General features: G+C 34.3%; 25 protein-coding genes and 1 other annotated feature. Of the genes, 15 read left to right on the top strand and 10 right to left on the bottom strand.

Going from position 1 to position 25,390, the window contains the following annotated elements:
• Nucleotides 1–72 precede the first annotated feature (72 nt).
• Entirely contained in the window at nt 73–2,655 is a 2,583-nt protein-coding gene (gene mprF, locus MHH59_RS07375) for a bifunctional lysylphosphatidylglycerol flippase/synthetase MprF (protein WP_002168797.1), read from the top strand.
• Between the two features lie 4 nt (nt 2,656–2,659).
• Here the strand turns inward: mprF and MHH59_RS07370 are convergent, their stop codons facing one another.
• Nucleotides 2,660–3,454, bottom strand: coding sequence for a hypothetical protein (locus MHH59_RS07370; protein WP_016101477.1), 795 nt, complete (start codon nt 3,452–3,454; stop codon nt 2,660–2,662).
• A gap of 174 nt (nt 3,455–3,628) precedes the next feature.
• Here MHH59_RS07370 and deoD point away from each other — a divergent pair, with 174 nt between their 5' ends.
• The 4 genes from deoD (at nt 3,629) to MHH59_RS07350 (ending at nt 7,308) form a co-directional block, all read left to right on the top strand.
• A complete protein-coding gene (gene deoD / locus MHH59_RS07365) occupies nt 3,629–4,336 on the top strand; it encodes a purine-nucleoside phosphorylase (RefSeq protein WP_000110707.1) in 708 nt (235 codons plus the stop codon).
• A 201-nt stretch (nt 4,337–4,537) separates the two neighbouring features.
• Nucleotides 4,538–6,355, top strand: a complete 1,818-nt coding sequence (locus MHH59_RS07360) for a sensor histidine kinase (protein WP_085310064.1) — start codon at nt 4,538–4,540, stop codon at nt 6,353–6,355.
• Between the two features lie 107 nt (nt 6,356–6,462).
• Nucleotides 6,463–6,993 (top strand): tyrosine-type recombinase/integrase, encoded by a 531-nt coding sequence (locus MHH59_RS07355; protein WP_000806230.1) that lies wholly within the window; start codon nt 6,463–6,465, stop codon nt 6,991–6,993.
• 120 nt (nt 6,994–7,113) lie between these two features.
• The gene (locus tag MHH59_RS07350) at nt 7,114–7,308 is read left to right on the top strand and encodes a DUF3924 family protein (RefSeq protein WP_002011737.1); all 195 of its coding nucleotides are present in this window, start codon (nt 7,114–7,116) and stop codon (nt 7,306–7,308) included.
• Between the two features lie 368 nt (nt 7,309–7,676).
• On the opposite strand, the gene MHH59_RS07345 is transcribed toward MHH59_RS07350, so the two are convergent.
• Nucleotides 7,677–8,522, bottom strand: a complete 846-nt coding sequence (locus tag MHH59_RS07345) for a DUF72 domain-containing protein (protein WP_002086674.1) — start codon at nt 8,520–8,522, stop codon at nt 7,677–7,679.
• 160 nt (nt 8,523–8,682) lie between these two features.
• Here MHH59_RS07345 and MHH59_RS07340 point away from each other — a divergent pair, with 160 nt between their 5' ends.
• The 3 genes from MHH59_RS07340 to MHH59_RS07330 all read left to right on the top strand — a co-directional run bounded on the left by MHH59_RS07340 (nt 8,683) and on the right by MHH59_RS07330 (nt 11,072).
• Complete coding sequence (locus tag MHH59_RS07340; protein WP_002126365.1) at nt 8,683–9,948, top strand: ATP-binding protein; 1,266 nt, start codon at nt 8,683–8,685, stop codon at nt 9,946–9,948.
• 92 nt (nt 9,949–10,040) lie between these two features.
• Entirely contained in the window at nt 10,041–10,424 is a 384-nt protein-coding gene (locus MHH59_RS07335; protein WP_252188976.1) for a Gly-Xaa-Xaa repeat protein, read from the top strand.
• Between the two features lie 219 nt (nt 10,425–10,643).
• Nucleotides 10,644–11,072 carry a hypothetical protein gene (locus MHH59_RS07330; protein ID WP_033708929.1) on the top strand — a complete coding sequence of 143 codons (429 nt, stop codon included), beginning with the start codon at nt 10,644–10,646 and terminating at the stop codon, nt 11,070–11,072.
• A gap of 178 nt (nt 11,073–11,250) precedes the next feature.
• Here MHH59_RS07330 and MHH59_RS07325 read toward each other — a convergent pair whose 3' ends face one another.
• On the bottom strand, nt 11,251–13,290 hold the full coding sequence (locus MHH59_RS07325) for a transglycosylase domain-containing protein (RefSeq protein ID WP_340851011.1): 2,040 nt from the start codon (nt 13,288–13,290) through the stop codon (nt 11,251–11,253).
• Between the two features lie 310 nt (nt 13,291–13,600).
• Between MHH59_RS07325 and MHH59_RS07320 the strand changes: the two genes are divergently transcribed.
• From MHH59_RS07320 to MHH59_RS07310, 3 genes are all read left to right on the top strand, one after another.
• Nucleotides 13,601–14,221, top strand: a complete 621-nt coding sequence (locus tag MHH59_RS07320) for a DUF47 domain-containing protein (RefSeq protein WP_000231445.1) — start codon at nt 13,601–13,603, stop codon at nt 14,219–14,221.
• Nucleotides 14,222–14,232: 11 nt separating this feature from the next.
• Nucleotides 14,233–15,231, top strand: coding sequence for an inorganic phosphate transporter (locus MHH59_RS07315; protein WP_002126356.1), 999 nt, complete (start codon nt 14,233–14,235; stop codon nt 15,229–15,231).
• Between the two features lie 117 nt (nt 15,232–15,348).
• A complete protein-coding gene (locus MHH59_RS07310) occupies nt 15,349–16,149 on the top strand; it encodes a sulfite exporter TauE/SafE family protein (protein ID WP_078421980.1) in 801 nt (266 codons plus the stop codon).
• Nucleotides 16,150–16,442: 293 nt separating this feature from the next.
• On the opposite strand, the gene MHH59_RS07305 is transcribed toward MHH59_RS07310, so the two are convergent.
• Nucleotides 16,443–16,670 carry a hypothetical protein gene (locus tag MHH59_RS07305; RefSeq protein ID WP_000883004.1) on the bottom strand — a complete coding sequence of 76 codons (228 nt, stop codon included), beginning with the start codon at nt 16,668–16,670 and terminating at the stop codon, nt 16,443–16,445.
• A 170-nt stretch (nt 16,671–16,840) separates the two neighbouring features.
• On the opposite strand from MHH59_RS07305, the gene MHH59_RS07300 reads away from it, so the two are divergent.
• Nucleotides 16,841–17,353, top strand: coding sequence for a Crp/Fnr family transcriptional regulator (locus tag MHH59_RS07300; protein ID WP_002086692.1), 513 nt, complete (start codon nt 16,841–16,843; stop codon nt 17,351–17,353).
• 29 nt (nt 17,354–17,382) lie between these two features.
• Here MHH59_RS07300 and hmpA read toward each other — a convergent pair whose 3' ends face one another.
• From hmpA to MHH59_RS07285, 3 genes are all read right to left on the bottom strand, one after another.
• Nucleotides 17,383–18,591 carry an NO-inducible flavohemoprotein gene (gene hmpA, locus MHH59_RS07295; protein ID WP_002126349.1) on the bottom strand — a complete coding sequence of 403 codons (1,209 nt, stop codon included), beginning with the start codon at nt 18,589–18,591 and terminating at the stop codon, nt 17,383–17,385.
• Between the two features lie 223 nt (nt 18,592–18,814).
• On the bottom strand, nt 18,815–19,333 hold the full coding sequence (locus tag MHH59_RS07290) for a hypothetical protein (protein ID WP_002186313.1): 519 nt from the start codon (nt 19,331–19,333) through the stop codon (nt 18,815–18,817).
• Nucleotides 19,334–19,447: 114 nt separating this feature from the next.
• Complete coding sequence (locus MHH59_RS07285) at nt 19,448–20,545, bottom strand: site-2 protease family protein (protein WP_002186315.1); 1,098 nt, start codon at nt 20,543–20,545, stop codon at nt 19,448–19,450.
• 152 nt (nt 20,546–20,697) lie between these two features.
• Between MHH59_RS07285 and MHH59_RS07280 the strand changes: the two genes are divergently transcribed.
• Nucleotides 20,698–20,895 carry a hypothetical protein gene (locus tag MHH59_RS07280; protein WP_000776287.1) on the top strand — a complete coding sequence of 66 codons (198 nt, stop codon included), beginning with the start codon at nt 20,698–20,700 and terminating at the stop codon, nt 20,893–20,895.
• A 183-nt stretch (nt 20,896–21,078) separates the two neighbouring features.
• Here MHH59_RS07280 and MHH59_RS07275 read toward each other — a convergent pair whose 3' ends face one another.
• Nucleotides 21,079–21,930 (bottom strand): hypothetical protein, encoded by an 852-nt coding sequence (locus MHH59_RS07275; RefSeq protein WP_002126344.1) that lies wholly within the window; start codon nt 21,928–21,930, stop codon nt 21,079–21,081.
• 108 nt (nt 21,931–22,038) lie between these two features.
• On the opposite strand from MHH59_RS07275, the gene MHH59_RS07270 reads away from it, so the two are divergent.
• Nucleotides 22,039–22,815 carry a class I SAM-dependent methyltransferase gene (locus tag MHH59_RS07270; protein ID WP_002126342.1) on the top strand — a complete coding sequence of 259 codons (777 nt, stop codon included), beginning with the start codon at nt 22,039–22,041 and terminating at the stop codon, nt 22,813–22,815.
• 39 nt (nt 22,816–22,854) lie between these two features.
• Here MHH59_RS07270 and MHH59_RS07265 read toward each other — a convergent pair whose 3' ends face one another.
• Complete coding sequence (locus tag MHH59_RS07265; RefSeq protein WP_000880630.1) at nt 22,855–23,064, bottom strand: hypothetical protein; 210 nt, start codon at nt 23,062–23,064, stop codon at nt 22,855–22,857.
• A gap of 262 nt (nt 23,065–23,326) precedes the next feature.
• Nucleotides 23,327–23,585 (top strand) — a binding site (T-box leader).
• Nucleotides 23,586–23,644: 59 nt separating this feature from the next.
• Between MHH59_RS07265 and brnQ3 the strand changes: the two genes are divergently transcribed.
• A complete protein-coding gene (gene brnQ3, locus MHH59_RS07260; RefSeq protein ID WP_340851010.1) occupies nt 23,645–25,000 on the top strand; it encodes a branched-chain amino acid transport system II carrier protein BrnQ3 in 1,356 nt (451 codons plus the stop codon).
• Nucleotides 25,001–25,025: 25 nt separating this feature from the next.
• On the opposite strand, the gene MHH59_RS07255 is transcribed toward brnQ3, so the two are convergent.
• Entirely contained in the window at nt 25,026–25,382 is a 357-nt protein-coding gene (locus MHH59_RS07255; protein ID WP_340851009.1) for a DUF3992 domain-containing protein, read from the bottom strand.
• Nucleotides 25,383–25,390: the final 8 nt, after the last annotated feature.

Below are 25,390 nucleotides of genomic sequence, written 5' to 3'. Positions count from 1 at the left end.
TTTTTATTTTTCTTGAAGTTTGTCATAATAATATTATTGTCTCAGTTTTCTTACACAAGGAGAGTTGTATTTATGTCGTTTTCATGGAAACGTTTCTTACAAATCGGGAAAATAATCTTCCCATTTGTTGTCTTAACAATTGTTTTCTTTCAAGCAAAAAAAGAATTAGCAGGCATTTCTTTTTTAGAAGCAATTGAAACAATTAAAAACATTCCAACTGGTGGGGTATTTTTAGCGATTACACTCGGTGCATTTGCCGTTTCAACCATGTTCTTTTATGACTTTGTTATGCTTCGTTACTTAAAAGCAGATATACCTGTACAAAAGATCTTCCGCATCTCATGGATTGCCAACACTTTAAATGGATTTATCGGTTTTGGTGGTCTTGTTGGTGCCGGTGTACGTACAATGCTATATCGTCCGCATATAAAAGATAATGGAAAACTTATTAAAAGTATTGCTTGGATGACAACCGCTTTTATTAACGGATTAGCCATTCTGTCATTCCTCGGCCTTATTGGAATATTAGACACTAGTTTTATTCTGCACGAAAAACCGTGGTTATGGCCTGTTCTTATCTTCTTTGCTCTTTTCGTTCCTATATATATTGGGTTTTCTAAAATTAAAAATAGAAAAACAAAACAGCTAGACGGACAAGAGGAAGAAGAAGAGAAAAATCCAACTGTTTTATATTCATTAGTTTCATTAGTCGAGTGGGTATCTGCCGGTATCGTTATGTACGTCATTTTAATATTGTTTGGAATTGATATCGAATTTCAAAAGTTTTTAGGTGTTTACGTAATTGCTGCTTTAGCTGGTGTCGTAAGTCTTGTTCCTGGTGGCCTTGGTTCATTTGACCTTGTTTTCTTAACTGGACTAGGACAATACGGCGTTGATACAGGCGTATTACTACCTGCTATGTTATTATACCGACTTGTCTATTACATCTTACCATTCTGCCTAGGTCTCATTTTTGCAGCCTTTGAAATGACAGGAGCTGCCATAAAAAAAATTGAAGATAAACCATTTATTGCACCTGCGTTAGAAACAACTGGTGTAATTTGGACTTTACAACGTGATTTTTTAGGGAAATTAGGTTCATGGGCATCCGCCGCTTTAACAGTATTCGCTGGCTTAATGGTTATTCTATCAACAATTTTACCGACTAGTATAAATCGAGCTCACGCCTTACATATTTTAGCTCCAAAGCACCTTATTCAATTTTCTTTTAGCTTATCATTAACATTCGGTATTCTCCTCCTGATTCTTTCGCGAGGCATATATTATGGAACAAAGCGTTCTTACTATATGACGATTGTTTCTTTAATTGGAGCAGCAATCTTTAATACCCTAAAAGGAATTGATATTGAAGAAACCTTTATTTTATTAATCGTACTTGCTGTGCTGTATATGCTTCGTAAAAGATTTGCACGCGAAAAAATGGAAGTCTCTCTTTCTGATATCGTAAAAGTATTTATCTTCTTATTACTTACGTTATATTTATATAAAAACTTAGGTATTTTATTTGCGGGTGCAAAAGAAGCGTTCCAACCTGATTTTGTCGTTCGAAATATTACACAAGTTAAACGAAGTGCATTAGCAGCAGCCTTTTTCGTTCCTACTTTTTTACTTATCGGCTCACTAATTGCCAATCGTTACCGTAGTCAATTTCCCGGGCAACCAGCTAATGATAAAAGGTTAGAAAACTTCTTAGATGAACATGGCGGGAATGTACTTAGTCATTTAGGTTTTTTAGGAGATAAACAGTTCTTCTTCAGTAGTGACGGAAAAGCACTTCTTCTCTTTTCAATTACTGGAAAACGTCTTGTTGTACTAGGTGATCCAATTGGTGATCCATCCTCCTACCGCACTGTATTGCAAGAATTTTTGACTGAAGCTGATCGATTTGGCTATATTTGCGTATTCTATCAAATTGAAAGCAAATGGATGAGCTTATACCACGATTTTGGCTACAACTTCTTTAAACTTGGTGAAGAGGCTGTCGTTGATTTAAATACGTTTACAATAACAGGAAAGAAACGTGCTGGTATGCGAGCCACTTTCAACCGTTTTGAACGAGAAGGTTATACATTCTCTATTCATGAGCCACCATTCTCAGACGAATTATACGAGGAATTAAAGAAAGTGTCTGATGCTTGGCTCGGCGGAAAAAAAGAGAAAGGATTTTCACTTGGGTACTTCGATCGTGAGTATATTAGTCGTGCCCCTATCGCTACATTATCTGATGCAGAAGGAAAAATCATTGCATTCACAACCTTTATGCCAGTATATCAAAGTGGCATATTATCTGTTGATTTAATGCGTTATTATCCAGATGCCCCTAGCGGAATTATGGATGCAATTTTTATCCACTTATTCCACTGGGCAAAAGAAAATGAATACCATTCCTTTAATATTGGTATGGCACCACTCTCAAATGTCGGTTTATCAACGCAATCGTTTTGGTCTGAACGAGTTGCTGCTGCAATATTTAATAACGTTCGTTACACATATAGCTTCAGCGGTTTACGACATTTCAAAGAAAAATATAAACCTGCATGGAGTGGAAAATATTTAGCATTTCGAAAGAATCATTCTTTACCAATTACAATGCTCTCTGTAACAAAATTAATAGGAAAACGAAAAAACAGCTAAGTACTTAGCTGTTTTTTCGTTTTTGCACTTGTATACTAAACTCCTTTTCATACTTCTTACCATTTATATAGAAATCCCCCCATATTTTATATGTTCCTTCTTCTGGAAATGTAATACGATATTGTAATTGCTCATCCGTATCAACAGGAATGGCATATAAAAAATGTCCCCTCGTTTCATCAACGATATATAGCGCGTTGACTTCGCCTCTCCCTGAATTTAATTTCAGCTTTTCTCCCTTTTTCGCTTGAAACTGAAATGTTAATGTCGTTGCCTCATTCGGATGTAATGCCCCAAATAAAAGAGACACTTGATGCTCTCCTATATTTTTTGTAAGTACAGTATCGACAGGTAGTTTCTTTTTATTCTTGTCCTTGTTTGTCTCCTTTTTTTCTTCACCAAAATCTTTCTTAGCAAATGATTCCACGGACTTGTTTTCATTTTCATACAAAAATATCGTGTACCCTTCACCTTTTGCTACATCTGAAGATAGCTTATACGATCCATTTCCAGCAAATATAGGCTTCGTTTGTTGTATGTTTTTCAAATTCCCATCCACTATCACTGCTCGAATTTGATCGTTCACACCACGAACTTCATTATTCATTTTATTTAGCAATTGAAACGAAATATCGACTTTTTCATTTCCTTCTTTATTCTTCACATCCCATTTCACTTCTTGAACATCTCCGGTCGTTTCTACAGTTTCTTGATATTTTTTTATGTAAAATCCTCCTGCCACAATAAGTACTAGTGCAATAAGCCCAATGACAAGATTTTTCAAAATATCACCTACCATTTTTATTTTCTTTATCCATGCAAAACCTCTTAAATATATATTCTAGATTATGATTTATGAAATCCTCCTCTTTTGCACATATTACAAATAAAAAAGATTTTAATTGAAAGGAGTCGTAGTGTATAATGCAAATGATATTGATTTCTATCAATACATTAATAAGGAGGATTTTTCATGAGTGTACATATTGAAGCAAAACAAGGCGAAATTGCTGAATCTATTCTATTACCTGGTGATCCATTACGTGCAAAATATATTGCTGAAACATTTTTAGAGGATGTTACTTGTTATAATAACGTGCGTGGCATGTTAGGTTTCACTGGAACTTATAAAGGAAAGCGTGTATCTGTTCAAGGTACAGGTATGGGTGTTCCTTCTATTTCTATTTATGTAAACGAATTAATTCAAAGCTACGGAGTGAAAAATTTAATTCGTGTTGGAACATGTGGTGCAATTCAAAAAGATGTTAAGGTACGTGACGTTATTATTGCGATGACGGCTTGTACAGATTCTAATATGAATCGCTTAACATTCCCGGGTTTTGATTTTGCTCCTGCTGCAAACTTTGATCTTTTAAAGAAAGCCTACGATGCTGGAACAGAAAAAGGATTACACGTTCGTGTTGGTAACGTATTAACAGCAGATGTATTTTATCGTGAGAGCATGGACATGGTTAAAAAACTTGGAGATTACGGTGTATTAGCAGTAGAGATGGAGACGACTGCTCTTTACACATTAGCAGCTAAATATGGTGTAAATGCATTATCTGTATTAACAGTAAGCGACCATATCTTCACTGGTGAAGAAACAACATCTGAAGAGCGCCAAACTACATTTAACGAAATGATTGAAATCGCTTTAGATGCAGCAATTCAGCAATAGTACACTAAAGAACTCGTCATACGTCTGGCGAGTTCTTTTTTATGCTAAAATACTTCTATAGTCACTGTACCGTCTCTTTATGTGACATTCTATAAAAAACTACTTTAGAGAGAGGCAGATTTATCCCCTCTACTTTTTTGTAACCTTTGTTATAATTAAGAAATCATTTATATTACAGTATTTTTCATACGAGGTGAAACAGTGAAGAACAGAAGCATCGTCTTTAAACTATTTTTATTAACATCAACTTTATTTACAATCATATTTCTCCTTTTTTTCCTTGGACAATCTCTATTTTTAGAGAAGTTTTATATTAATAAAAAAATAAAAACCGTTCAAACGGCTTTTGAAAAATTCGTAGATAATTATGAAAAAAGCGACAAAAGTTTTGAGGAAATCAGAAAGCTAAAACAAGAATTTCACGATAAAACGAATGCTGAAATGCAATTTTTAGATTCTAACGGCATTATTAAAAGTGAAAACAGTTTTTCCATTGATGTGATTAACCCTAACAATAATAAAACCTATTCCATCCCCCTTAACAATCTTTTAACACCAGAAGAATATAATAAATTCGCAAAATTAGGATTAAAAAAAGATGGAATAATTTATGTAGACGGACTACTCCAACCGAATAATATAATAACACCTCAAGAATTAATAACTAATAATACTAGATGGGAAAATGAACAATTCAATTCAGATTTTCAATCCATTAGTGGTAATCCATCTAAAAATAAACTTAAAAATCGATATAATAATACTGGTTCTCCAATCTATTTTACTGGGGTAATATCTAAATTACAGCTTCCTTCCAAAACTGAGGTTCGTCTTGCAAAGGATTTTGAAACATTACAAGCTGTTCAATATTTTGCAAGAACTATTAGACAAGGTACTTCTAATTCAAATCAATTAAACACGTATATTTTAGATAGTGGGGAAAATATAAAAAACAGTGTCTTTGTAAAGCCTATTATGGAAAACGGAGAAATTAAGGAGTACGCTTTTGCGATAGCATCTTTACAACCTGTTAATGAAGCGATGCTCGTTTTAAAAGATTATTATGTCTATGCCTTAATTATCGTGTTTCTCGTTATTATTTTGTTATCCTTCTACTACTCAAAAATCATTGTTAAACCATTAATTAAGATAAATCGTGTTACAAAAAAAATGGCCAACTTTGATTTTAGCGAGAAGTTACCTGTTACAGCAGACGATGAAATTGGCGGGTTATCAAGTGGTATTAATACACTCTCTGTAAATTTAAAAGATCGAATCGACCGATTAAATGTTGCCAATACAAAATTACAACAAGATATTGAACGCGAACGTCAATTGGAAAAAACGAGAAAAGAATTCATTTCTGGTGTATCTCATGAATTAAAAACACCACTTAGTGTTATTCGTAGCTTCGCTGAAGGTATTCAAGATGGCGTAAGTAAAGATACGACATATTATACAAATGTTATTTTGGAAGAGACAGATAATATGAACAGGCTCATTGTTGAAATGTTAGAATTAGCAAAACTAGAATCAGGTACGTACAAACTAGAAATGTCGACATTCTCAATCGGTGAATTAATTCAACAAGTCTATACAAAATTATTATTTAGCATGGAGGAAAAACATTTACAAGTGGACATCCATGCTGACTCTTCTCTATTTGTTAAAGCAAATCGTAGCCGTATTGAGCAAGTCGTTGTAAACTTACTTAGCAATGCAATTCGATATACTCCAGATGGTGAAAAAATACACGTCTCTGTTATAGAAACGGAAGATACAGTGAAAATCAAAATTGAAAACACAGGTAATCCTATTCCAGAAGAAAGCCTTGAAAAAATTTGGGATCGCTTCTACCGTTTAGACGCTTCTCGTAGCCGTCATACTGGAGGTACTGGCCTTGGGTTATCCATTGTGAAAAACATTTTAGATCTCCATCACGCTGAATACGGCGTGTATAATACCACTAATAGCGTTGTATTTTATTTTAATTTACAAAAAGTAAAAGAAGTCAAATAATTTGTCTTAATTTCACTAGGAGTTCACATGAAATTCACACTCTCCCTTTATAGTAAGAAACAAGTTAATCCTTTCCTTTACACATATAAAAGAGGAGAGTGCGTGAAATGAAACAAGCAGGACAACCTATTCAAAATGAAAAACAATTAGAAACTATCAAAAATATACTTTTACAATCTTCGAAACGTGATGGCTTATTATTCGTATTAGCTGTAAATTCTGGCTTAAAAGTAAGTGAAATCTTACAATTAAAAGTTAGTGATGTAATCGATGAAGACGAAAATGTTCGCCATTCCATTTTATTTTACAATGAGAAAGTAAAGAAACATAAATGGTTTGCTGTAAATGAAGACTTACAGCACGCAATCGAAGACTACATGAAAGAACGTAAAACTTGGAAACGTAATGAACCATTATTAAAGTCTCAAAAAGGAACAAAGTCTATTACGAGACAACATGCATGGTACATTTTAAACAAAGCTGCAAAAGAAGTTGGATTAGAAGGGATTAGCTCACATACACTTCGAAAAACTTGGGGCTATTGTGCATACAAATCAGGTGTTGATATTGCATTTTTACAACACTTCTTTGATCACAGTACTCCATCCAAAACTTTAAAGTATATCGGTATTGCTTAATAACTCTTATACATAAAAAGGTTACCATTTGTAAATTTGGTAACCTTTTTTATGTTTCATATTCTCTTTTCTTGTCTCTCCTATACTGTAGTGGTACTCTAATAGTAAGGGGGAGAAATTATGAACACATTAACAATTGAATTACCGAAAGAAACGGCTGAAAAACTTGATTTATTAAAGAAATCTTATGAAAAGAAAACAGGTGCTACAATTTCTGAAAGCACTCTCGTTCAAACACTTATCTCAAAGGAATTTATCCAAGCGATAACTCCTTTTGATTTACAACAAATCATCAATGGAAAAGAACAGCAGTAATTGCTGTTCTTTTTTTATTACTATTTAAAATATAAAGTGAAACTTTAATCAGTGGGGGTTTTGTTCATCCCCCACTGATTATTAGCCTTCACCAATCGGGCGTTTACGGGCAGCAGGGCTCCCACCTAACTTCTTTGCTCCAGCCGAATTTTGAGGTAGGAGTTTTACTGCCGCAAATAGCGGGATAAAAAGTTTTTTACTTATTTTCCGAAAAACCATTGACAATGATAATGATAACCATTATCATTTATTATGAAGCCAACAATTGATGAATCAACCAAACGCTCAGTAACATTGTTACCCCTCTTTTTCATATAGAAAGGCACTGTACATTCCCCCTGTTTGTACAGTGCCTTTCTTGTTTATCATCATTCAAACAAATTTAATTGCTCAGGCTTCGGCTCACCATATGTAATGTTCATCATTTTCATAAGCTGTTTCGCATTATCCGCTGCATCTCCGCCCGAATTATTATTAAACAATACAAATATATCCTTCGTCTTCTTTTTCAATCGCTCTAATCGTTCTACCCATTCCGCCAATTCTTTACTATTATAACGATACAAACAGCGAACCGCTCTCCAATTTTCTCCTTTATCCAGCCAACCATGAACATTTCGGCCATGAAAACGTATTAACGCCATGTCCGAGTTTGTTGCCTCTAATATAAGCGGTACTGATCCTATTCCAGCCTGAGGCTCATCGCAAATTGTATGAATCCAGTTTTCTTTTTCTAAAAACTGTAACGTCTTATCTCTCATTTCTGGATAAAACCATGTTTGATTTCGAAATTCTATTGCACATGGTAAATCTTCCATTTTTTCTTTCGTGTATCGAAGTAAATCTACATTTTTCACTTTACAATCAAACCATGGTGGATATTGAAATAAAATCATTTTTAATTTATTTGCTTCTATTAAAGGAAGAATGGATTGTTTATACACATCAAACATCTCATCGAACGTAGAAAAAGGGATTTCCCCTTTCATATGTCCTGTCATTCCTTGATAGGCTTTTACTATAAAAGAAAAATCTTTCGGCGTTTCCATCGCCCATTTTGTATAATTCCGCGCAGGTTGTATCGCATAAAATGAACTATCTACTTCCACAATGGGAAAATGTTCACTATAAGTTCGCAATTTATTTCTATTTTCATAGGGATTTATATATAAAGAATCATGATCTCCCCACCCTGTCACTCCAATGAAAAGCAAATATATCCCTCCCTTTTTAACTTCACCTTCTATCCATTCTACTCACTTCCCAGACATTTCAGCTAATCAATTTCATTAAGTAGCCCCTTCTTTAAGAGTATCCGTATAAAAATATGATATACTAAATGGAAGAATTTTTAAATTGAGGGGTTATTTATTTATGCTTCCAAACGATGATATTGTATCTCATGAAAAACGAATAGAAGAACTAGAAAATAAAGTGCGGTTATATGAAGAGCTTGTGAATCAATTACCACATCATTTCACATACAAGAATCCACATATTGGTTTACAAATAAAGAAAACGAGAACGACTCATTCCATTCAAAACATACAAAAAGAGAATAAAAAGGCTGATTTTCAACTTACTTGCGATTCATTATTTTTATTTGAACAACTTGAAACATACTTTGTTCATATTTTTGATGCTTTTTCACATCATGTCACCTTTGTTGATAGTAAAGGAAATATAACTTTATGTAATCAAGCTGCAGCAGATGATTTTGGTGTAGTACGAAATGATATAATTGGAAAGCCAATTCAACAATTACTAAACTTGCCAGAAGAACAAATTAAAGCGATTGAAACATTAAGAACAGGAACAGAAATATATAATGAAGAAGTGTTAGACAAAAACTATGGTATTTTAAACAATCGAATTATTCGGGATTATAACGGAGAGATTTTTAGAGTTATTAGTGTCTTCCATTATTTAAACACAGAACGTGATGCAGAAAAATTTTCATTAGCAGGACGAATCGCAGCTGGGATTGCTCATGAAGTACGAAATCCCCTTACAACGGTACGTGGATACTTGCAATTTCTACAAGATAACGTTTCTCCATCCAATAAAGAATTGTTTAAAAGTCTACTCATTCCTGAACTAGATCGTGCAAATAGTATTATCACAAAATTTTTAGCCATTTCAAAAACGCGTGAATTTACTAGAGAACCTTTTCCCATCAATACGTTTTTACGCGAATATATTCAACAACTACTTGCTAGTGAAGTTTTTTTACACAACATTTCTATTGACTATGAATTTTCTACGGAATTAGATGGTGTACTTGTCAATATCGATCGTCATGAACTTGTGCAAGTTTTTTTAAATTTATTTCAAAATGCTATCGATGCTCGAGGCGAAAGACCTCTTTCCATTCAAATCTCTAGTTATCGCCTAGATAACTTTGTTCGGATTACTTTCACAGATAACGGAACTGGGGTTCCTCCAGCTATTCAAGAATATATCTTTGATCCATTCTTCTCAACAAAAGATTCAGGAACAGGACTGGGCTTGTCAGTAACGAAGAAAATTATTCAAAATCATAACGGTACATTAAAAATGTCTAGTAATCAAAACGGTACAACTTTCACTATTTCTATTCCAATTTTACCTAAAGCGAACTATGAACGAATTAATCATTAGGTCCGGCTGGTGCTGCTGGTGCTCAAGGCGCTCAAGGTCCGGCTGGTGCTACTGGCGCTACTGGACCGTCGGGCACACCACTCCCTGTAACTATAGCAGCAATAGGAAATTCTAATCCACAAACTATATCACCTGGAACGAATATCCAATTCAATCAAGTTTTCGAACTAAATAATCTCATTTTTAATGACACTTCAGATACTTTAACTATTTTAGAAACAGGAGTATACGATATTAGTTTCTCAGCATCTACAACCTTCCCGGGTTCTTCACCATTTGGATTCGGTATTTCATTCAACGGTCAACCACCTACTCGTAATTTTTCAACTAACGTTATCGGTAGTGCGGTTTCTTTCTCCACAATTGTTACTTTAACAGCTGGTACAACAATCTCTGTACAACCTACAGTAAATACTATTTCCATCCCTAACACTGGTGACACAACAGCTACACTATCAGTCTTCCGAATTTACTAATTTTAGTTTTCATTTTATTTTTGAACGACCAAGAATGTTTGATTTATAGTAATTTGTATTATTTTGATTGTATGTTAAAACTTTCTTTTAATAAAAAGGAGCACTTATTTTGGAGGATAAGTGCTCCTTCTTTACGTTTCTTTACTTCAAATTTACTCTAGCTTAATCCTCTTTTTGTATGATGAATAGTGAAGACAAAGACATGAAAGAGGGATGACAATGCGAATTATATCACTGACACGTTTTTGGTTTGTTCTTATGGTATGCATAATTTTATGTATAGGGTTTCTTTTAACTCTAAACTATTCAAATGTTTCAAAAGCAGAAAGAAAAACAATTCCATACGAACTTCTGTATACAAAACAAAACAACATCCCGTATTCCTCTTCCACACAAAATGAAAAAAAAGTTATAAAAGGAATGCTTATTACAGAAGCTTCTAGTTATGAAAACCTACTTCAAATCGCTGAAACGATTAAAGATCAATATAAAAATAAAGACGTTGATGAAATAACACTCTCTATCCATAATGAAAATACTGGAAATTCCGAAGAGGAATTGCCATATGAACCTATTAGTAAAGGAATAATAACCGTCACGTATGATTCTCAATCCTTCGGTAGGACCAATGTTACGCTAAATAAATAAACTGAAGCTTTAATCCGTGGCGCTTTTCCCATCCCCACGGATTATTAAGTTAAACCCATCAAATTTTTATAGGCAGCTCGATTCTCACCTAACTTCTTTTCTGTTGCCACATTTTGAACCGAGATAAAACCGCTCATTTCTCATAAAAAAGAGGCGAACTCGTTATTCGCCTCTTTTTTTACCAAAATGGAATCCACTCTTTCACTTTATCTATCCATTCATTTTGCTGTTCTTTTCTTTGTTGTTCCTCTTCTTTTCGTTTTTTCTCTTCTTCTTTCCTTCGTTTTTCTTCCTCAATCGTTTTTAATTGTTTTGTATAATCCGCCTCAGGTATTAGCGATAACTGAAATGCCTTTTGAGTTGGATTTCCATTCGCTTTCTTCATAATATCCCGGAACATTGTCGTTGTAATTTGGCTGCCTCCTGGCACATAATGCTCACTATCCGTTTTATCATACCCTACCCAAATCGCACCTACTAAATCCGGTGTGTATCCAACAAACCACGAATCCTTCGCACCAGTGCTTGGTCCATTTACAAGCTGGGTAGTCCCTGTCTTGCCTGCGGTATCGATATTATTAACTTTCGCTTTTTCACCTGTTCCCCTTTCAATAACACCTTTTAATAAGTATGTCATCTTTTGGGCAACTTTCTCGTTCGTCACACGAGTTTCTTTCTTATACCATTTTCCAATTGTTTTCCCTTCAGCATTTTGGATTTCTCTAATGGCATGAGCTTCTACTTGGACACCATCATTTGCAAGTGCGCTATACGCTTGAGCCATTACAAATGGTGAAGTCCCTACATGCATACCTCCTAAAGCAATCGGATACGTATGGTCTTCAGGCTCTAATGGAATACCAAACCGCTCTAAAGATTTCAATCCTTTATCTAATCCAATTTTCTCTAATAGCCAAACTGCTGAAACATTATATGACTTTGCCACCGCTTCATACATCGTCACATTACCATGGAACGTATGATCACTATTTTGTGGTGCATATTCTTTAATATTAAACGGTTCATCTTTTAAGACATCGTATACTTCATATCCTTGTTCTAACGCTGGTACATACACTGCAAGAGGCTTTAACGTTGAACCTGGCTGTCTTTTTAATTGTGTTGCATGATTAAACTGTAAAAATTGATAAGGACCTCTGCCTCCAACTAAAGCCGGAACACCGCCAGTTTTTGGATTCATAAGGACCACTCCCGCTTGCATAAGCTGATCTGAGCCACTATCTTTAAAATAACTATCATTATTCACAACATCTTCAACCGCTTGTTGTTTTTTCGAGTCAAGTTCCGTATAAATACGATAGCCACCTGCTAAAATTTCATTTTGTGTTAATTCATACTTGTCCATCGCTTCTCTAACAATATAATCTACGTATTGAGAATATTTTCCCTTATATTTATCGTCAACACCACGTCGTAATACAAGACCTGATTCTTTCTCCTGATTATATTGTTCTTCAGAAATATATCCTTGCTCCTTCATTAAACCTAATACGACATTACGTCTTTCAATTGATTTATTAAAGTTTTTATACGGCGAATACGCAGATGGCGCTTTAATTAATCCTGCAATCGTTGCAGCTTCTGAAATCGTTAAGTCTTTTACTTCTTTATCAAAATAAGATTTAGCTGCTCTTTTTATCCCCCAAGCACCTTCACCAAAATAAATTTGATTCATATACATTTCAACAATTTCATCTTTCGTATAAGTACGTTCTATTTTTTTCGTTAGAAAGTATTCCTTTATTTTACGCGAGAATGTACGGTCTTGCGTTAAAAATACATTTTTCGCAAGTTGTTGTGTAATTGTACTACCACCTGCCACAACTTCACCGGCTGTAATGTTCTTAAATACAGCACTTATAATTCCACTATAGTAAATACCATGATGACTAAAAAATTCCTTATCTTCTACTGCAACAATTGCTTGAACCATAATATCAGGAATATCTTTCCTTTTGACCCCTTCTGTTTTAGAAGAAGCTAATTTAGTCGCAACTTCATTATTTGCATCATAAATTAAAGTCGGTTGTGGAACAGCTTGTTTTAATTCAGATATATCTTGAATGGAAATTATTATATTTACAACAATAAATAGAGTAGCAAGTAAACTTCCCAATACAATTAATGAATTGCGTAGTTTCTTCCTCTTATTGAACCACTCAAGCGTTTTTTTAAAGTGAGTGTTCTTCAATTTCATTGGTTCACTTCCTTCATTTGTTTACACTCTTTTTTTAAAAGGAAGAATATACCTCCTTTTAAATTTATTATAATAACGTAGTCGTTCCTATAGTGTAAAGCTTTTCTTTCACATTCATACTTTTTGCAAGAAAAGGACATTCTACAAGTAAGATATTCATTGTTGAGTATTAATATTATTAATACAACAATGAGAGTTTTGTTAAGTTTTTGTAAACTTTTCGATAAAATGTTTTAAAAAACGACAGTTTTTTGTTAGAATTGATTAGCCAATATATTTTACATATATTACTTTTGTGGGGGTAACAATAATGGTCTTTAAATCAAAAAAAGATAAATTTTCTGAAATGCTTATGAACGTTTCCGAAAATTTAAAAGAAGGCGCGCAGTTTTTCGTGGAGTATAAAATTAAAAATGCTAGCGATTTAAAAGAGTTTTCTATGCGCATGAAAGAGTATGAGTCAAAAGGTGACTCATTCATTCACGAAATCATTATGGAGCTAAACAAAGCGTTTATTACTCCTATTGAACGTGAAGACATCCTACAACTTGCAATGAGTATGGATGATGTATTAGACGGATTAGATCACAGTGCTGGTCTATTCGAAATGTATTCTATTACAGAAGCTGATGAATACATGATTAAATTCGTTGAAGCAATTAATCAATGTGCGATTGAGATTGCAAATTCTGTTGAACTACTTTCTAAAAAGAAATTAGTCGATATTCGTACAAATGCGATCAAGATTAAGGATTACGAGTCACAATGTGATGATATTCGCCGTCATGCGATTAAGCACTTATTCTCTCGTGAGAAAGATCCGATTAAGATTATTCAATTTAAAGAGATTTACGAAGAGCTTGAAGAAGTAGCTGATAGCTGTCAAAGCGTTGCAAACGTATTAGAAACAATCATTATGAAGAACGCGTAAGGAGTTTGATCATGGATACACTCTTGATACTGACCGTTTTAGTAGTCATTTGCGCTTTAGCTTTTGACTTTATCAATGGATTTCACGATACAGCAAACGCTATTGCAACGGCTGTTTCAACGAAAGCTCTAAAGCCTAGACATGCAATTGTTATGGCAGCTATTATGAACTTTTTAGGTGCGATGACATTTACAGGTGTAGCAAAAACGATTACAAAAGATATTGTTGACCCGTTTGCTTTGCAAAATGGTTCTCTTGTAATTTTAGCTGCTTTGCTTGCGGCAATAGTCTGGAATTTGATCACTTGGTACTATGGCATTCCAAGTAGTTCTTCGCATGCAATCATTGGCGCAATCGCTGGTGCAGCAATTGCTGCTGCTGGTATTAGCTCATTAAACTATAAAGGGTTTATAAAAATTCTTGAAGCTTTAATCATTTCACCGATCATCGCTTTTGTTATTGGTTACATCGTATATAGTATTTTTAAAGTGGTATTTAAAAACTTTAACTTAACGAAAACGAACAAGAACTTCCGTATATTCCAGATTTTCACCGCTGCATTGCAAGCTTATACGCACGGTACGAATGATGCACAAAAAGCAATGGGAATCATTACGATGGCTCTTATGGCCAATAACTATCATACTTCTGGCGATATCCCTTTCTGGGTACAATTATCTTGTGCAATCGCAATGGGTCTTGGTACTTCTGTCGGTGGTTGGAAAATTATTAAAACTGTCGGTGGACAAATTATGAAAATTCGTCCTGTAAATGGTGTAGCTGCCGATTTATCATCATCACTTGTTATTTTCGGCGCAACATTTATTCACTTACCGGTTAGTACGACGCACGTTATCTCTTCTTCTATTTTAGGAGTTGGTGCTTCACATCGCGTGAAAGGTGTAAAATGGGGAACTGCAAAACGCATGTTAATTACATGGGTTATTACACTTCCTATTTCAGCTTCTTTAGCTGCATTATTTTACTACTTATTACACTTAATCTTTTAATCAAAAGTCGTCTTCCTTATTTTTCTAGGAAGACGACTTTTTTGTGAACAAGCCTATTTCTTATTAAAAAGCGTGTATAATGATTGATGGATAAGTTATATAGAGGAGTTGGCAATTTTGGAATACATCATGTTACTTTTCATCGGATTAATCGCCGGGACAGTCGGGAGCCTAGTCGGACTTGGAGGCGGAATTATTATCGTTCCGTTATTAATTGGATTACACAGTTTATCACCACAACTCGCAGTAGGAACTTCTATGGTAACAGTCGTTTTTACAGGGCTGGCTTCTACCCTTACTTATATGAAACATAAACGGGTAGATTATAAAAGTGGACTTATTTTATTTATCGGGAGTGGCCCTGGTGGTATTATCGGATCATGGGCAAACAAATTTTTAAACCAAGATACATTTTCTTTATACTTTGGGATTTTTCTTATATTCGTCTCCATTCTTCTTATACTACGAGACAAATTGAAACCTCTTTCCCTATCAAATATGACTGTAATTAAGCGATCTTTTACAGATAACAAAGGAAATACTGTAGACTATCAATTCCCACCATTTCTCGCTATCTTTATTGCCTTTATAGTTGGATTTATATCCGGATTATTTGGAATCGGTGGTGGTGCCTTACTTGTGCCAGCGATGATGCTCCTTTTTGCGTTCCCAGCACACATTGCTGTAGCAACTTCAATGTTTATCGTATTTCTCTCAGCAATTGTAAGTTCTTTAACTCACATCTCTCTAGGAAATGTCAGCTGGGCTTATGCATTAATTCTTATTCCTGGTGCATGGATTGGCGGAAAAATCGGGGCTTATATTAACACAAAATTAAGCGGTAATGCAATAATTAATTTATTACGTATCACATTAATTATTCTTGGAACTAGATTAATCATTACTTCATTTTTATAACGCGTTCTTTCTAGAATGCGTTTTTTCTTATACACATGAATATAAAAAGGCTCCTAGGAGAACAAATAAAACTAAACAAACACTTAATAGCATAAAATTTGAAATATGTAATTTCTTCAAGTTGACCACTCCTATAGCTATGACTGTTATCTTTATGATAGCGAAAAAACAGTTATCTTACAGTTACAAAGCGCTAACAATGCAAAATCATTTATTACAAATTTTATCCTTATATTTCATTTCTTTGTATAATCTATCGATTCAATAAAAAAAGATGTCATATTGACATCTTTTTAGTGAAGAAGTGACCATCCCATAAAGTCTTCATGTACTTGGCACGCCCTCTTATCGTTTCGATCATATAATTCAGCATAACTATCTGTTTCTTCATCATAAGCCATCGTATAAATAATTTGGCCGTCTATTTCAACGGATAAAACGACTCCACCTTTCATCTCTTCTACATGAATGATAGCATTCGCCGGAATTCTCATATCCGTCATCTTCATCGCATCTAACAATATACTAAACCCCCTACAGCGTATTCATTGCTAGTACTATTACACACTAAATAGTATACTACTGTAATAGCATACATTTCGTCAATGAAATTGCTGTTTAAAAAGCATATTGTCTTTATACATATACGCTAAAATATAAGAAATAGAAATGTTTTAATGGGGGGCTAACATTGATTCTACATAAGGGAGATGTATTATTCCGTCAAGGTGAGGACGGTCCATTATATTTTATAAAAACAGGTTTATTAAAAGTGATTCGGTTAGAAGAAGACGGAACACCATTTTTATTTAATATTATCGTTCCTGGTGAAACGATACCTCACCATTCTTTAATTTCACCGAAGGAATATCACGGTACAGCTATCGCTTTAATGAAAACAGAAGTCGAGCCTATAATTAGCAATGAATGGTACGACAAACTTCAGGCAAATCCTGCATCATATGAAAATATCGCTATACAATTACAATCGAAGTTAAGAATGATGCAACAGCGTATCGATCAATTGACAACTGTCTCTCCTAAAGAGCGCCTTCATCGTTTACAAGAGTGGTTCACCTTTTATTTAGGTGACATCCCTATTTATGAAATATTAACACAAACTGAAATTGGTCAGCTCATAGGTGTACGCCGCGAAACAGTAAATCGCTTACTTAGAGAACAAGCGAAAAACGAGGTAAAATAATACCTCGTTTTTCGCTTGGCAACGTTAACCTATTGTAAGCTTGCTGCGGGACCGAAAAATTCATAATGAATGTTCTCTTGTTTAACACCCAAATCAATTAATGCTGCATTTATATGTTTCATAAATGGTACTGGACCGCAGAAATAAAATTCTGCTTCAGTTGTTGGAATAATAGTTTGTAACCATTCACGTTCAATGAATCCTTCTTGATCAAAATTCTTCATTTCCACATCTTGCTCTGTCGGTGAAGAATAGCAAGTATATGCTTTAACTTGTTCATACTCTTTTTCTACTGTCTCAACATGCTCTTTCATCGCATGTGTATTACTATTTATCGCTGCATGAACAAAGCATACATTACGCTTGGATTCTTGTTCAATTAACGTATTTAACATACTCATCATCGGTGTAATACCTACTCCACCACTAATTAGTACAACAGGTAATGTTGACTCCATATTTAATACGAAATCTCCCGCTGGTGCACTTACTGGTAAGACATCCCCTTCCCCTACATGATCATGTAAGTAATTAGATACTTTACCATCTGGTGTATCTACACCTTTTTCTTTCTTTACACTAATACGATAATATTCTTTTCCTGGAGCATCAGACAAGCTATATTGACGATTATGTGTATATGTCTCACCTTTAATATTTATTTGAATCGTTACATATTGTCCTGGGATGAATGAAGAAACTTTCCCGCCATCTTCAGGTTTTAAATAAAATGATGTAATAACGTCGCTTTCCTTCACTTTTTTAACAATCACAAAGTTGCGGAAATCTTTCCACCCACCTTCTTTATGTGCAGCTTCTTCATACATACCCGCTTCAATGCTAATGAATGCATCAGCAATGACGCCATACGCTTCTCCCCATGCATTTAAAACTTCATCAGGCGCGCCTGCGACCTCTTTAATCGCTCGTAGTAAGCATGTACCTACTATTGGATAATGCTCTGCTTTAATACCTAAACTTCTATGCTTATGACCGATTTGTTTTACAACTGGAATAATAGCTTCTAAATTATCAATGTACATTGCAGCTGCATAAACAGCATTTGCTAATGCTTGTTGTTGTCTTCCTTTTTTCTGGTTCGTATGGTTGAAAATATTCAATAACTCCGGATGTTCCGAAAATAAAATTTGATAAAATCTCGTTGTAATCTCAACGCCTTTTTCTTGTAATAACGGTACTGTTGACTTTACGATTTCAATTGTTTTTGCACTTAACATTGTATGCCACTCCTCTATTTCCTTAACTGTTTTTAGTTTAACTGAATTGTATAATACATATTGTGATTTTAATCACTATTAACATGGTGTTTTTGTGAAAAATATATGAACAATGCACATATTAAATAAATTTTAAATAGTGATGTGCTCCCATCCGCTACTAATTATTAGCCCCCATTAATTGTGCTCAAAAAAAAAGCTAACTAGAATTCTAGCTAGCCTACTACTTTGTTTGTATTGCTTGTTCAATTACTCTTATATTTTGCCCATCTCCAAACTCTGTATACCCCCATATATTCGTTTCACCTTTATGTTTATTCACAAGTATATCCAAGTCATGATATACGCGATGAGCATAGATTACATACTCAATATTCTGAAGCTCCACACCTTTTTTTACAATTTCATAACTTCTATTCACATCGCGTTTTATTTTTTCATTTTTTATTTCTTTATGTATATTTTTTAAAGAGGCTTCTTGCTCTTGAAACCATCGTTTAAAATGTTTCCAATCCCCATCTGTATATTTCTCTGCCTTGCCATAATTCAAGAAATTATTATAACTTTCATGTGTCGTACGAACAAAATCGAGTGTCTTCTTCTTCTCTTGCACCTCTTCTATTTGTGCTACTGTATTTACTCCAGCAGACTTATTCGCATAATATAATAGTACTTTCATAAGACTATAGCTCGCTATTGCCATCACAGTAATAGTTACCAATACACTTAACAATTTCTTCATATACAGAACCCCTTTTCTACTATGAATATTACAATGTACTGTTACACTTGTAACATTCTCTCGTAGAAATGTAATTCCTGTTTAAATCCTCCTTTTCATTTCGACACTATTTTTCTACAAACTTCTCCTTGGTAAATGCTCTTGTAAAACAACATAACCTTCATAAGCTGTATAACCGAGTATAGCCATTAATCCGATATAACAAGCAAATACTGTCCATTTCGTTTTCGTATCGACTTTATAATAATTTTCTTGTTGTTCCTTTTCTGTTTCCCATTCATTTAATTTTCTTTCTGACATTTCAAATGCTTCTCTTATATGAATTGTATGCATTTCTTTTTCATCTTCATATGGGACATAATCAAGTGGCTCAAATTTTGGTAAAAGGTACTCTAGCACTTCAATCTTTTGAAGTTCTCCTGTTTTTAATTCTTTTTCACGTTCTCTTTGTCTTAATACGTTCATTTCATGGTGAATCATATAAATCGTTCGATGCACCGCACCAGTTTCTTTTAATTCCTCTTCAAGCCTAGCAACATATCCTGTCATTCCATCGATTTTATATCCTAATTCCTTAATCGGCTCATCTCTCTTTATTACTCTATATAGTTCCATACAGCCGATAATAAAAATAAATCCTCCTAAAATACTCTTGAAGTAAATAGAATAGCCAAGTAGTAAAACTAGCCCTGCTCCCCAAATTTTCGTGCTTACAACTGAAATTATTCGTCCACCATCTAATGGAGAAACTGGAATTAAATTAAAGAAATTAATCATACTTCCAAGTAAAATAATAAGCGCCCAAAACGGCTCTTTCGTGATTATATACAGTGGGATCGCAGGTAAAAATGAAAGCAATCCGAAAAGAGGTCCCATATATGCAATGTAAGCTTCATCTTTTGCATTTTTCGGCATCTCTTTCATCCCAATAAGAGCTCCCATAAATGGTATGAAGATTGCTGGCGATGTTGGTATCCCTTTCTTTCTCGCTGCCCATAAATGCCCCATCTCATGTACAAACAATAAATATACGAGTGCTACCCCAAACTTCCAACCATATATGACTGCGTATGCACCAAGCGATAAAAACATACTAAATACTGTTGAAAATTTTGCTAACTTAAAAATTGCAAATACCCATTTTAACTTAGATAGTAAAAATAACCCTATTGCAACTATAACTCCCCATAATCCTTTTTTATTATTTTTCATATTCCTCTCCTTTATCTCGCTTTATTGAGCCATATACACTCATCAAAACTTATTCTTTTTCTCTATTATGACATATTTTTTTCTATTGTTAGAAATAATGTTTATTCCATCCATTTTTAGCCAAAAATAAAAATAAAAGGAGGTAAATACAAATGAAATTACAATCTCTTATGATAGGCGCTCTATCGTTTTTAGCTTCAACTCTTATTTTTTATACCGTCAGCTACGTATTATTATTAGATTGGTTGCCAAATCACTTATTTATAGCCCTTATTATTCTTTCTGCTCTTATGATTTCCTTTCTAATTACACGAAAATCAATGAATGAGCCATCTGCAAAAGCAAAATAATAGAGGGGATCTTTCCCCTCTATTATCATTTCCTAGGAAAGGCCATATAGACTTTATGATTCTTACTGCCCGCTATTTACGGGCAGTAAGAATCCCACCTCAAAATTCGGCTGGAGCAAAGAATTTAGGTAGGATTCGTGCTAATAATCAGCGGGGGATGCCCCCACTGATTAAAATTTCACTTTATCTTTGTAAATTCATTTTTTCACCATACTCTTTAACAATTTGAATAATGTTTTGAAATGCTCCTACTTTTTCTTTCTTACTATTTAATATTTGTAAATCGTGATTATCATAATAGGTTTCTAGTGATTTTAATTGTGATTCTGAAGCATCTTTTATCGGAACAGTAACATTCAACTCATACTGTTTATACCCTTCCTTTACTTTTTCAGCTGAAATTATTTCACTCTCTTTTGCGCCAATTAATTTTTGGACCTTTTCCGGGAAAATTAATTGCAAATAATATTCTTGTTCCTTTGCTAACTTATTATATAGTGATTGTGAAATCGTATAACGTACTGTATAATTCATTTTTTGATCACCAGCTTTAATATGAAACGCAGTAATCTGCATGTCTTTTTTTGTTACTTCCGTTAAAGTACCTACCTGCATCTCATCTTCTTTTTGTTCTGGAATCTTTGGAAAGATAGCCAAAAGCTTTTCCGTATCTTTTTCGTTAAGCATATACATATCTTTCTTATATTGAATCCATCCTCGGCGATCTTCTCCTCTTAACCATGCATAATATGTTTCTTTTTTTCCATCACTACTAATTTGTATTTCATATTCCGGTTCACCAAAACTACCCGTTACTTCTTGTTTTTCCGCTTTGTTTATAATATCCACCACCAACTCCGCATCCATTTTCTTTAAATTTTTTTCTTCTTTACCTTTTTGCATAACAGTTACTTGTAATGGTTCTCTCATTTCATTCACTGTCTCCTCTACTTGTTCCGGTTCTTTCTTTTGCTCGGATTGACCACACGACGCGAGTAAAATAACACATAAAAACATTAAATATTTCCCTTTCAAATCGATTCTCCTTTTCCAATAAGAAATTCTTATAACCCTCATGCATAAAACAAAAACGTTACATTATATAGAATGAGCTATACTATAAACTGAAGGGAGGATTTTACAATGTCCATTAATTTTCATGATGCAAATAATAAGTATACGTATGCAAATCGTAACGCACATATTTCATGGCAGGAAACAATAAACAATATTGTAGATGTGCAAAATAAACAAGTAATTGATATAGGTTGTGGTGGCGGCATTTACACGAAAGAACTTGCTCTTATGGGAGCCAAAAGTGTTGTTGGGCTTGATTTTTCAAAAGAAATATTACAAGCTGCAAAAGAAAATTGTAATGCCTTCCCAAACATTTCATTCATTCACGGTGATGCACATAATATCTCATTCCCTAATGAAACATTCGACCTTGTCATTTCTCGTGCAGTCATTCATCATTTGCATGATATTCCCACATTTATACGAGAGGCTTCTCGTATATTAAAAAAAGACGGTCTACTTATTTTACAAGACCGGACCATTGAAGATTGTATAATCCCAGGAAGTCCTGAACACCTTCGTGGATATTTTTTCTCGGTCTTTCCAAAACTCATTGAAACAGAAGCGCAAAGAAGACCAAAAACCACTACTATACAGCAATTATTACAAACATATCCTCTTCAAGCGCTCCCCATTCAAACACAATGGGAAGTACGAAAAGTACATGATTCTGTAGAGGCTTTGCTACAAGATTTATCTCCTCGAACAGGCCGATCCATTCTATATGAACTAACAGATAATGAACTTTCTCAACTTCTACATCATATCCAAACGGCATTACAAAACGTCTCTCCTATCATCGAAAGAGATCGTTGGACAATTTGGAGCGCGAAAAAATTGTAAGGAAGGAAGCCTCACAAAATAATGTGAGGCTTCCTTCTTTCATAATCTAATTTTGCAACACTCTTGATATCCTCCACTCCTGGCCTGTGCACTTCCACACTTCGGACATACTAAATATCTAGACTGATTTGTCAACAAACTACCTTTTTGAAAGAGTAAAACTTCTGCTTGTTTAAACGAACGCGAATAATATAACCACATAAAACCAATTATAGCAATAATGCCAAATAATACTCCCATCGCAAGCATTTCAGTCACCTCTTTTGGTTTGTTCTTTCCAGCAAGTGGATTGTTGTATTATTCTCTGCAAATTCAAACAATTCCTTCCTTACTCCTATAAATATCGATTTTCTCCATAAACTTTACAATTCTCTATAATGTTTTACAGCATTTTTACAAATAGTATTAACCCTTATATTCTCAGCTATATTTCTACAGGAAAGTGTATTTCCCAAAAAATATGTTGACTTTCTAAAAAAAACATGTAAAAATGTTGTCAGAATACTTGAATAAAAATTCATTGACGAGAACGAGTATGTTATAGAGCTGTTCCCCAGAGAGTTGGTATTTTGCTGAAAGCCAACGCTCAGTTCGTAACCGAAAATCATCTCCGAGAAGTAGAACCGAATGCTAAAGTAAGTTCTTACCGGTCGTCCCCCGTTACAAGGAACACGTATCATGTTGTACGTTGTAAAGCCGTATACATATAGATATATTTCTACATGTATAAATTAGGGTGGTATCGCGGGTAAATATAACTCGTCCCTTTCTTAAGGGACGAGTTTTTTGTGTTCTTACAATGAATTTACAAAAAAGGAGAAAAAAAACAATGAACACTGTATCAAAAAAACATGTTTTTTTCACAGGTCTTATGCTGTTTTCTTTATTTTTTGGAGCAGGAAATTTAATTTTCCCTCCAATGCTTGGACAAAATGCTGGTGAAAATTTTTGGCCAGCAATGATTGGTTTTTTACTAACAGGAGTCGGCTTACCACTACTTACTGTTATCGCTATTTCTCTATCAGGAAATGGAATGCAACAACTTGCAAGTCATGTTCACCCATTATTCGGAATATTCTTTACGGTAGTTGTATACATTGCAATCGGTCCATCTATGGGCATCCCACGTGTTGCTAATGTCGCTTATGAAATGGGAATTAGTTCTTTCTTACCAGAAACTATTCGCTCTAGCAGCCTAACGCTATTTTTATACACAGTCATCTTCTTTGCTATCGTATTTTGGCTTAGTTTAAATCCTTCTAAACTCGTCGATCGTATCGGAAGCGTATTAACACCTATTTTATTACTCTCTATTTTCTTATTATTCTTTAAGAGTGTATTTTCACCACTTGGGCAATCAGGACCAGCAATGCAAGAGTATCAAACTTCTCCAGTTTTCAAAGGTTTTATGGAAGGATACTTAACGATGGATACCATTTCAGCGCTTGCATTTGGAATTATCGTTGTAAATGCAATTCACTCAAAAGGTGTGAATGACCGCAAATCAATTGCCATCGCAACAGCAAAAGCAGGACTTATTGCCGCTACTGGTCTCGTACTTGTATATGGTGCACTTGGCTGGCTCGGTACAACTAGTGTCTCTCTCGGATACGCAACAAACGGCGGACAGCTACTTACCGTTATCGTACAACAATTACTCGGTCCATATGGTCTAATTCTATTATCTCTTATCGTTACACTCGCTTGCTTAACAACATGTATTGGACTTGTATCTGCATGCAGTCAATACTTCTCAACATTATTAACGAAATTTTCATACACAACGTTAGCAAGTGTCATTTGCACATTAGGATTATTAGTTGCCAACTTAGGTTTAACAAAAATTATCGCAATCTCTGTTCCTATTTTACTTGTTGTATATCCAATTGCGATTGTACTCGTATTACTATCATTACTTCATAAATATTTCGGTGGATATCGTTCTGTTTATGTAGGTGCGTTAATTGGATCTGCAATTGTGAGCGTATTTGATGGATTAAAACAAGGGAATATTCCTGTTTCATCTATCACATCTTATTTCGAATTTATTCCATTATATAATGAAGGAATTGGCTGGTTAGTACCAGCATTAGTTGGAGCTATTATCGGTTTTGCTATCGCAAAATTAAGTGGCGCCAAAGCAGTACCATTAACGGATCATTCACCTGAATCGAAAGTATCATAAAAAAACTCCCATTTCGGGAGTTTTTTTACATTTGATAAGAAGTATGATTAAAGCTACTTACTTTATAAGCCTTCGTATAGTAATCAATATTCGTATCCACTGTTTCTACTTTTACAACATCATAGCAATCTTCTTGCTTCACTAGAAATAAATAATATTCTTCTGTCGCCTCAATAATTGCAACACGATCTGTTTCAATATCATATTGTTCACAAAGTGCTTGCAACGCATTCACATAGTTACCTAATTTTTTCGTTTCATCCATTCCAAATATCGTTTGAACTAACATACACTCTCTCCCCTTTGTATGTACTGTTAACACCTTAATGATAACGCTTACATAAATAACCGTCAATAAAAAGCTTTGACCATATATAGTCAAAGCTTCCT

It is taken from the genome of Bacillus sp. FSL E2-0195 (assembly GCF_038003645.1).
Taxonomy (GTDB): domain Bacteria; phylum Bacillota; class Bacilli; order Bacillales; family Bacillaceae_G; genus Bacillus_A; species Bacillus_A mycoides.
The sequence above is the reverse complement of the archived record's forward strand: the minus strand, read 5'-3'. Positions and strand labels throughout refer to the sequence as shown.

Bases quoted from the DNA above. Each gene is read 5' to 3' on its own strand.
- mprF (WP_002168797.1), top strand. From the start codon at position 73: ATGTCGTTTTCATGGAAACGTTTCTTACAAATCGGGAAAATAATCTTC.
- MHH59_RS07370 (WP_016101477.1), bottom strand. From the start codon at position 3,454: ATGGTAGGTGATATTTTGAAAAATCTTGTCATTGGGCTTATTGCACTA.
- deoD (WP_000110707.1), top strand. From the start codon at position 3,629: ATGAGTGTACATATTGAAGCAAAACAAGGCGAAATTGCTGAATCTATT.
- MHH59_RS07355 (WP_000806230.1), top strand. From the start codon at position 6,463: ATGAAACAAGCAGGACAACCTATTCAAAATGAAAAACAATTAGAAACT.
- MHH59_RS07350 (WP_002011737.1), top strand. From the start codon at position 7,114: ATGAACACATTAACAATTGAATTACCGAAAGAAACGGCTGAAAAACTT.
- MHH59_RS07340 (WP_002126365.1), top strand. From the start codon at position 8,683: ATGCTTCCAAACGATGATATTGTATCTCATGAAAAACGAATAGAAGAA.
- MHH59_RS07330 (WP_033708929.1), top strand. From the start codon at position 10,644: ATGCGAATTATATCACTGACACGTTTTTGGTTTGTTCTTATGGTATGC.
- MHH59_RS07325 (WP_340851011.1), bottom strand. From the start codon at position 13,290: ATGAAATTGAAGAACACTCACTTTAAAAAAACGCTTGAGTGGTTCAAT.
- MHH59_RS07320 (WP_000231445.1), top strand. From the start codon at position 13,601: ATGGTCTTTAAATCAAAAAAAGATAAATTTTCTGAAATGCTTATGAAC.
- MHH59_RS07315 (WP_002126356.1), top strand. From the start codon at position 14,233: ATGGATACACTCTTGATACTGACCGTTTTAGTAGTCATTTGCGCTTTA.
- hmpA (WP_002126349.1), bottom strand. From the start codon at position 18,591: ATGTTAAGTGCAAAAACAATTGAAATCGTAAAGTCAACAGTACCGTTA.
- MHH59_RS07290 (WP_002186313.1), bottom strand. From the start codon at position 19,333: ATGAAGAAATTGTTAAGTGTATTGGTAACTATTACTGTGATGGCAATA.
- MHH59_RS07285 (WP_002186315.1), bottom strand. From the start codon at position 20,545: ATGAAAAATAATAAAAAAGGATTATGGGGAGTTATAGTTGCAATAGGG.
- MHH59_RS07280 (WP_000776287.1), top strand. From the start codon at position 20,698: ATGAAATTACAATCTCTTATGATAGGCGCTCTATCGTTTTTAGCTTCA.
- MHH59_RS07270 (WP_002126342.1), top strand. From the start codon at position 22,039: ATGTCCATTAATTTTCATGATGCAAATAATAAGTATACGTATGCAAAT.
- MHH59_RS07265 (WP_000880630.1), bottom strand. From the start codon at position 23,064: ATGCTTGCGATGGGAGTATTATTTGGCATTATTGCTATAATTGGTTTT.
- brnQ3 (WP_340851010.1), top strand. From the start codon at position 23,645: ATGAACACTGTATCAAAAAAACATGTTTTTTTCACAGGTCTTATGCTG.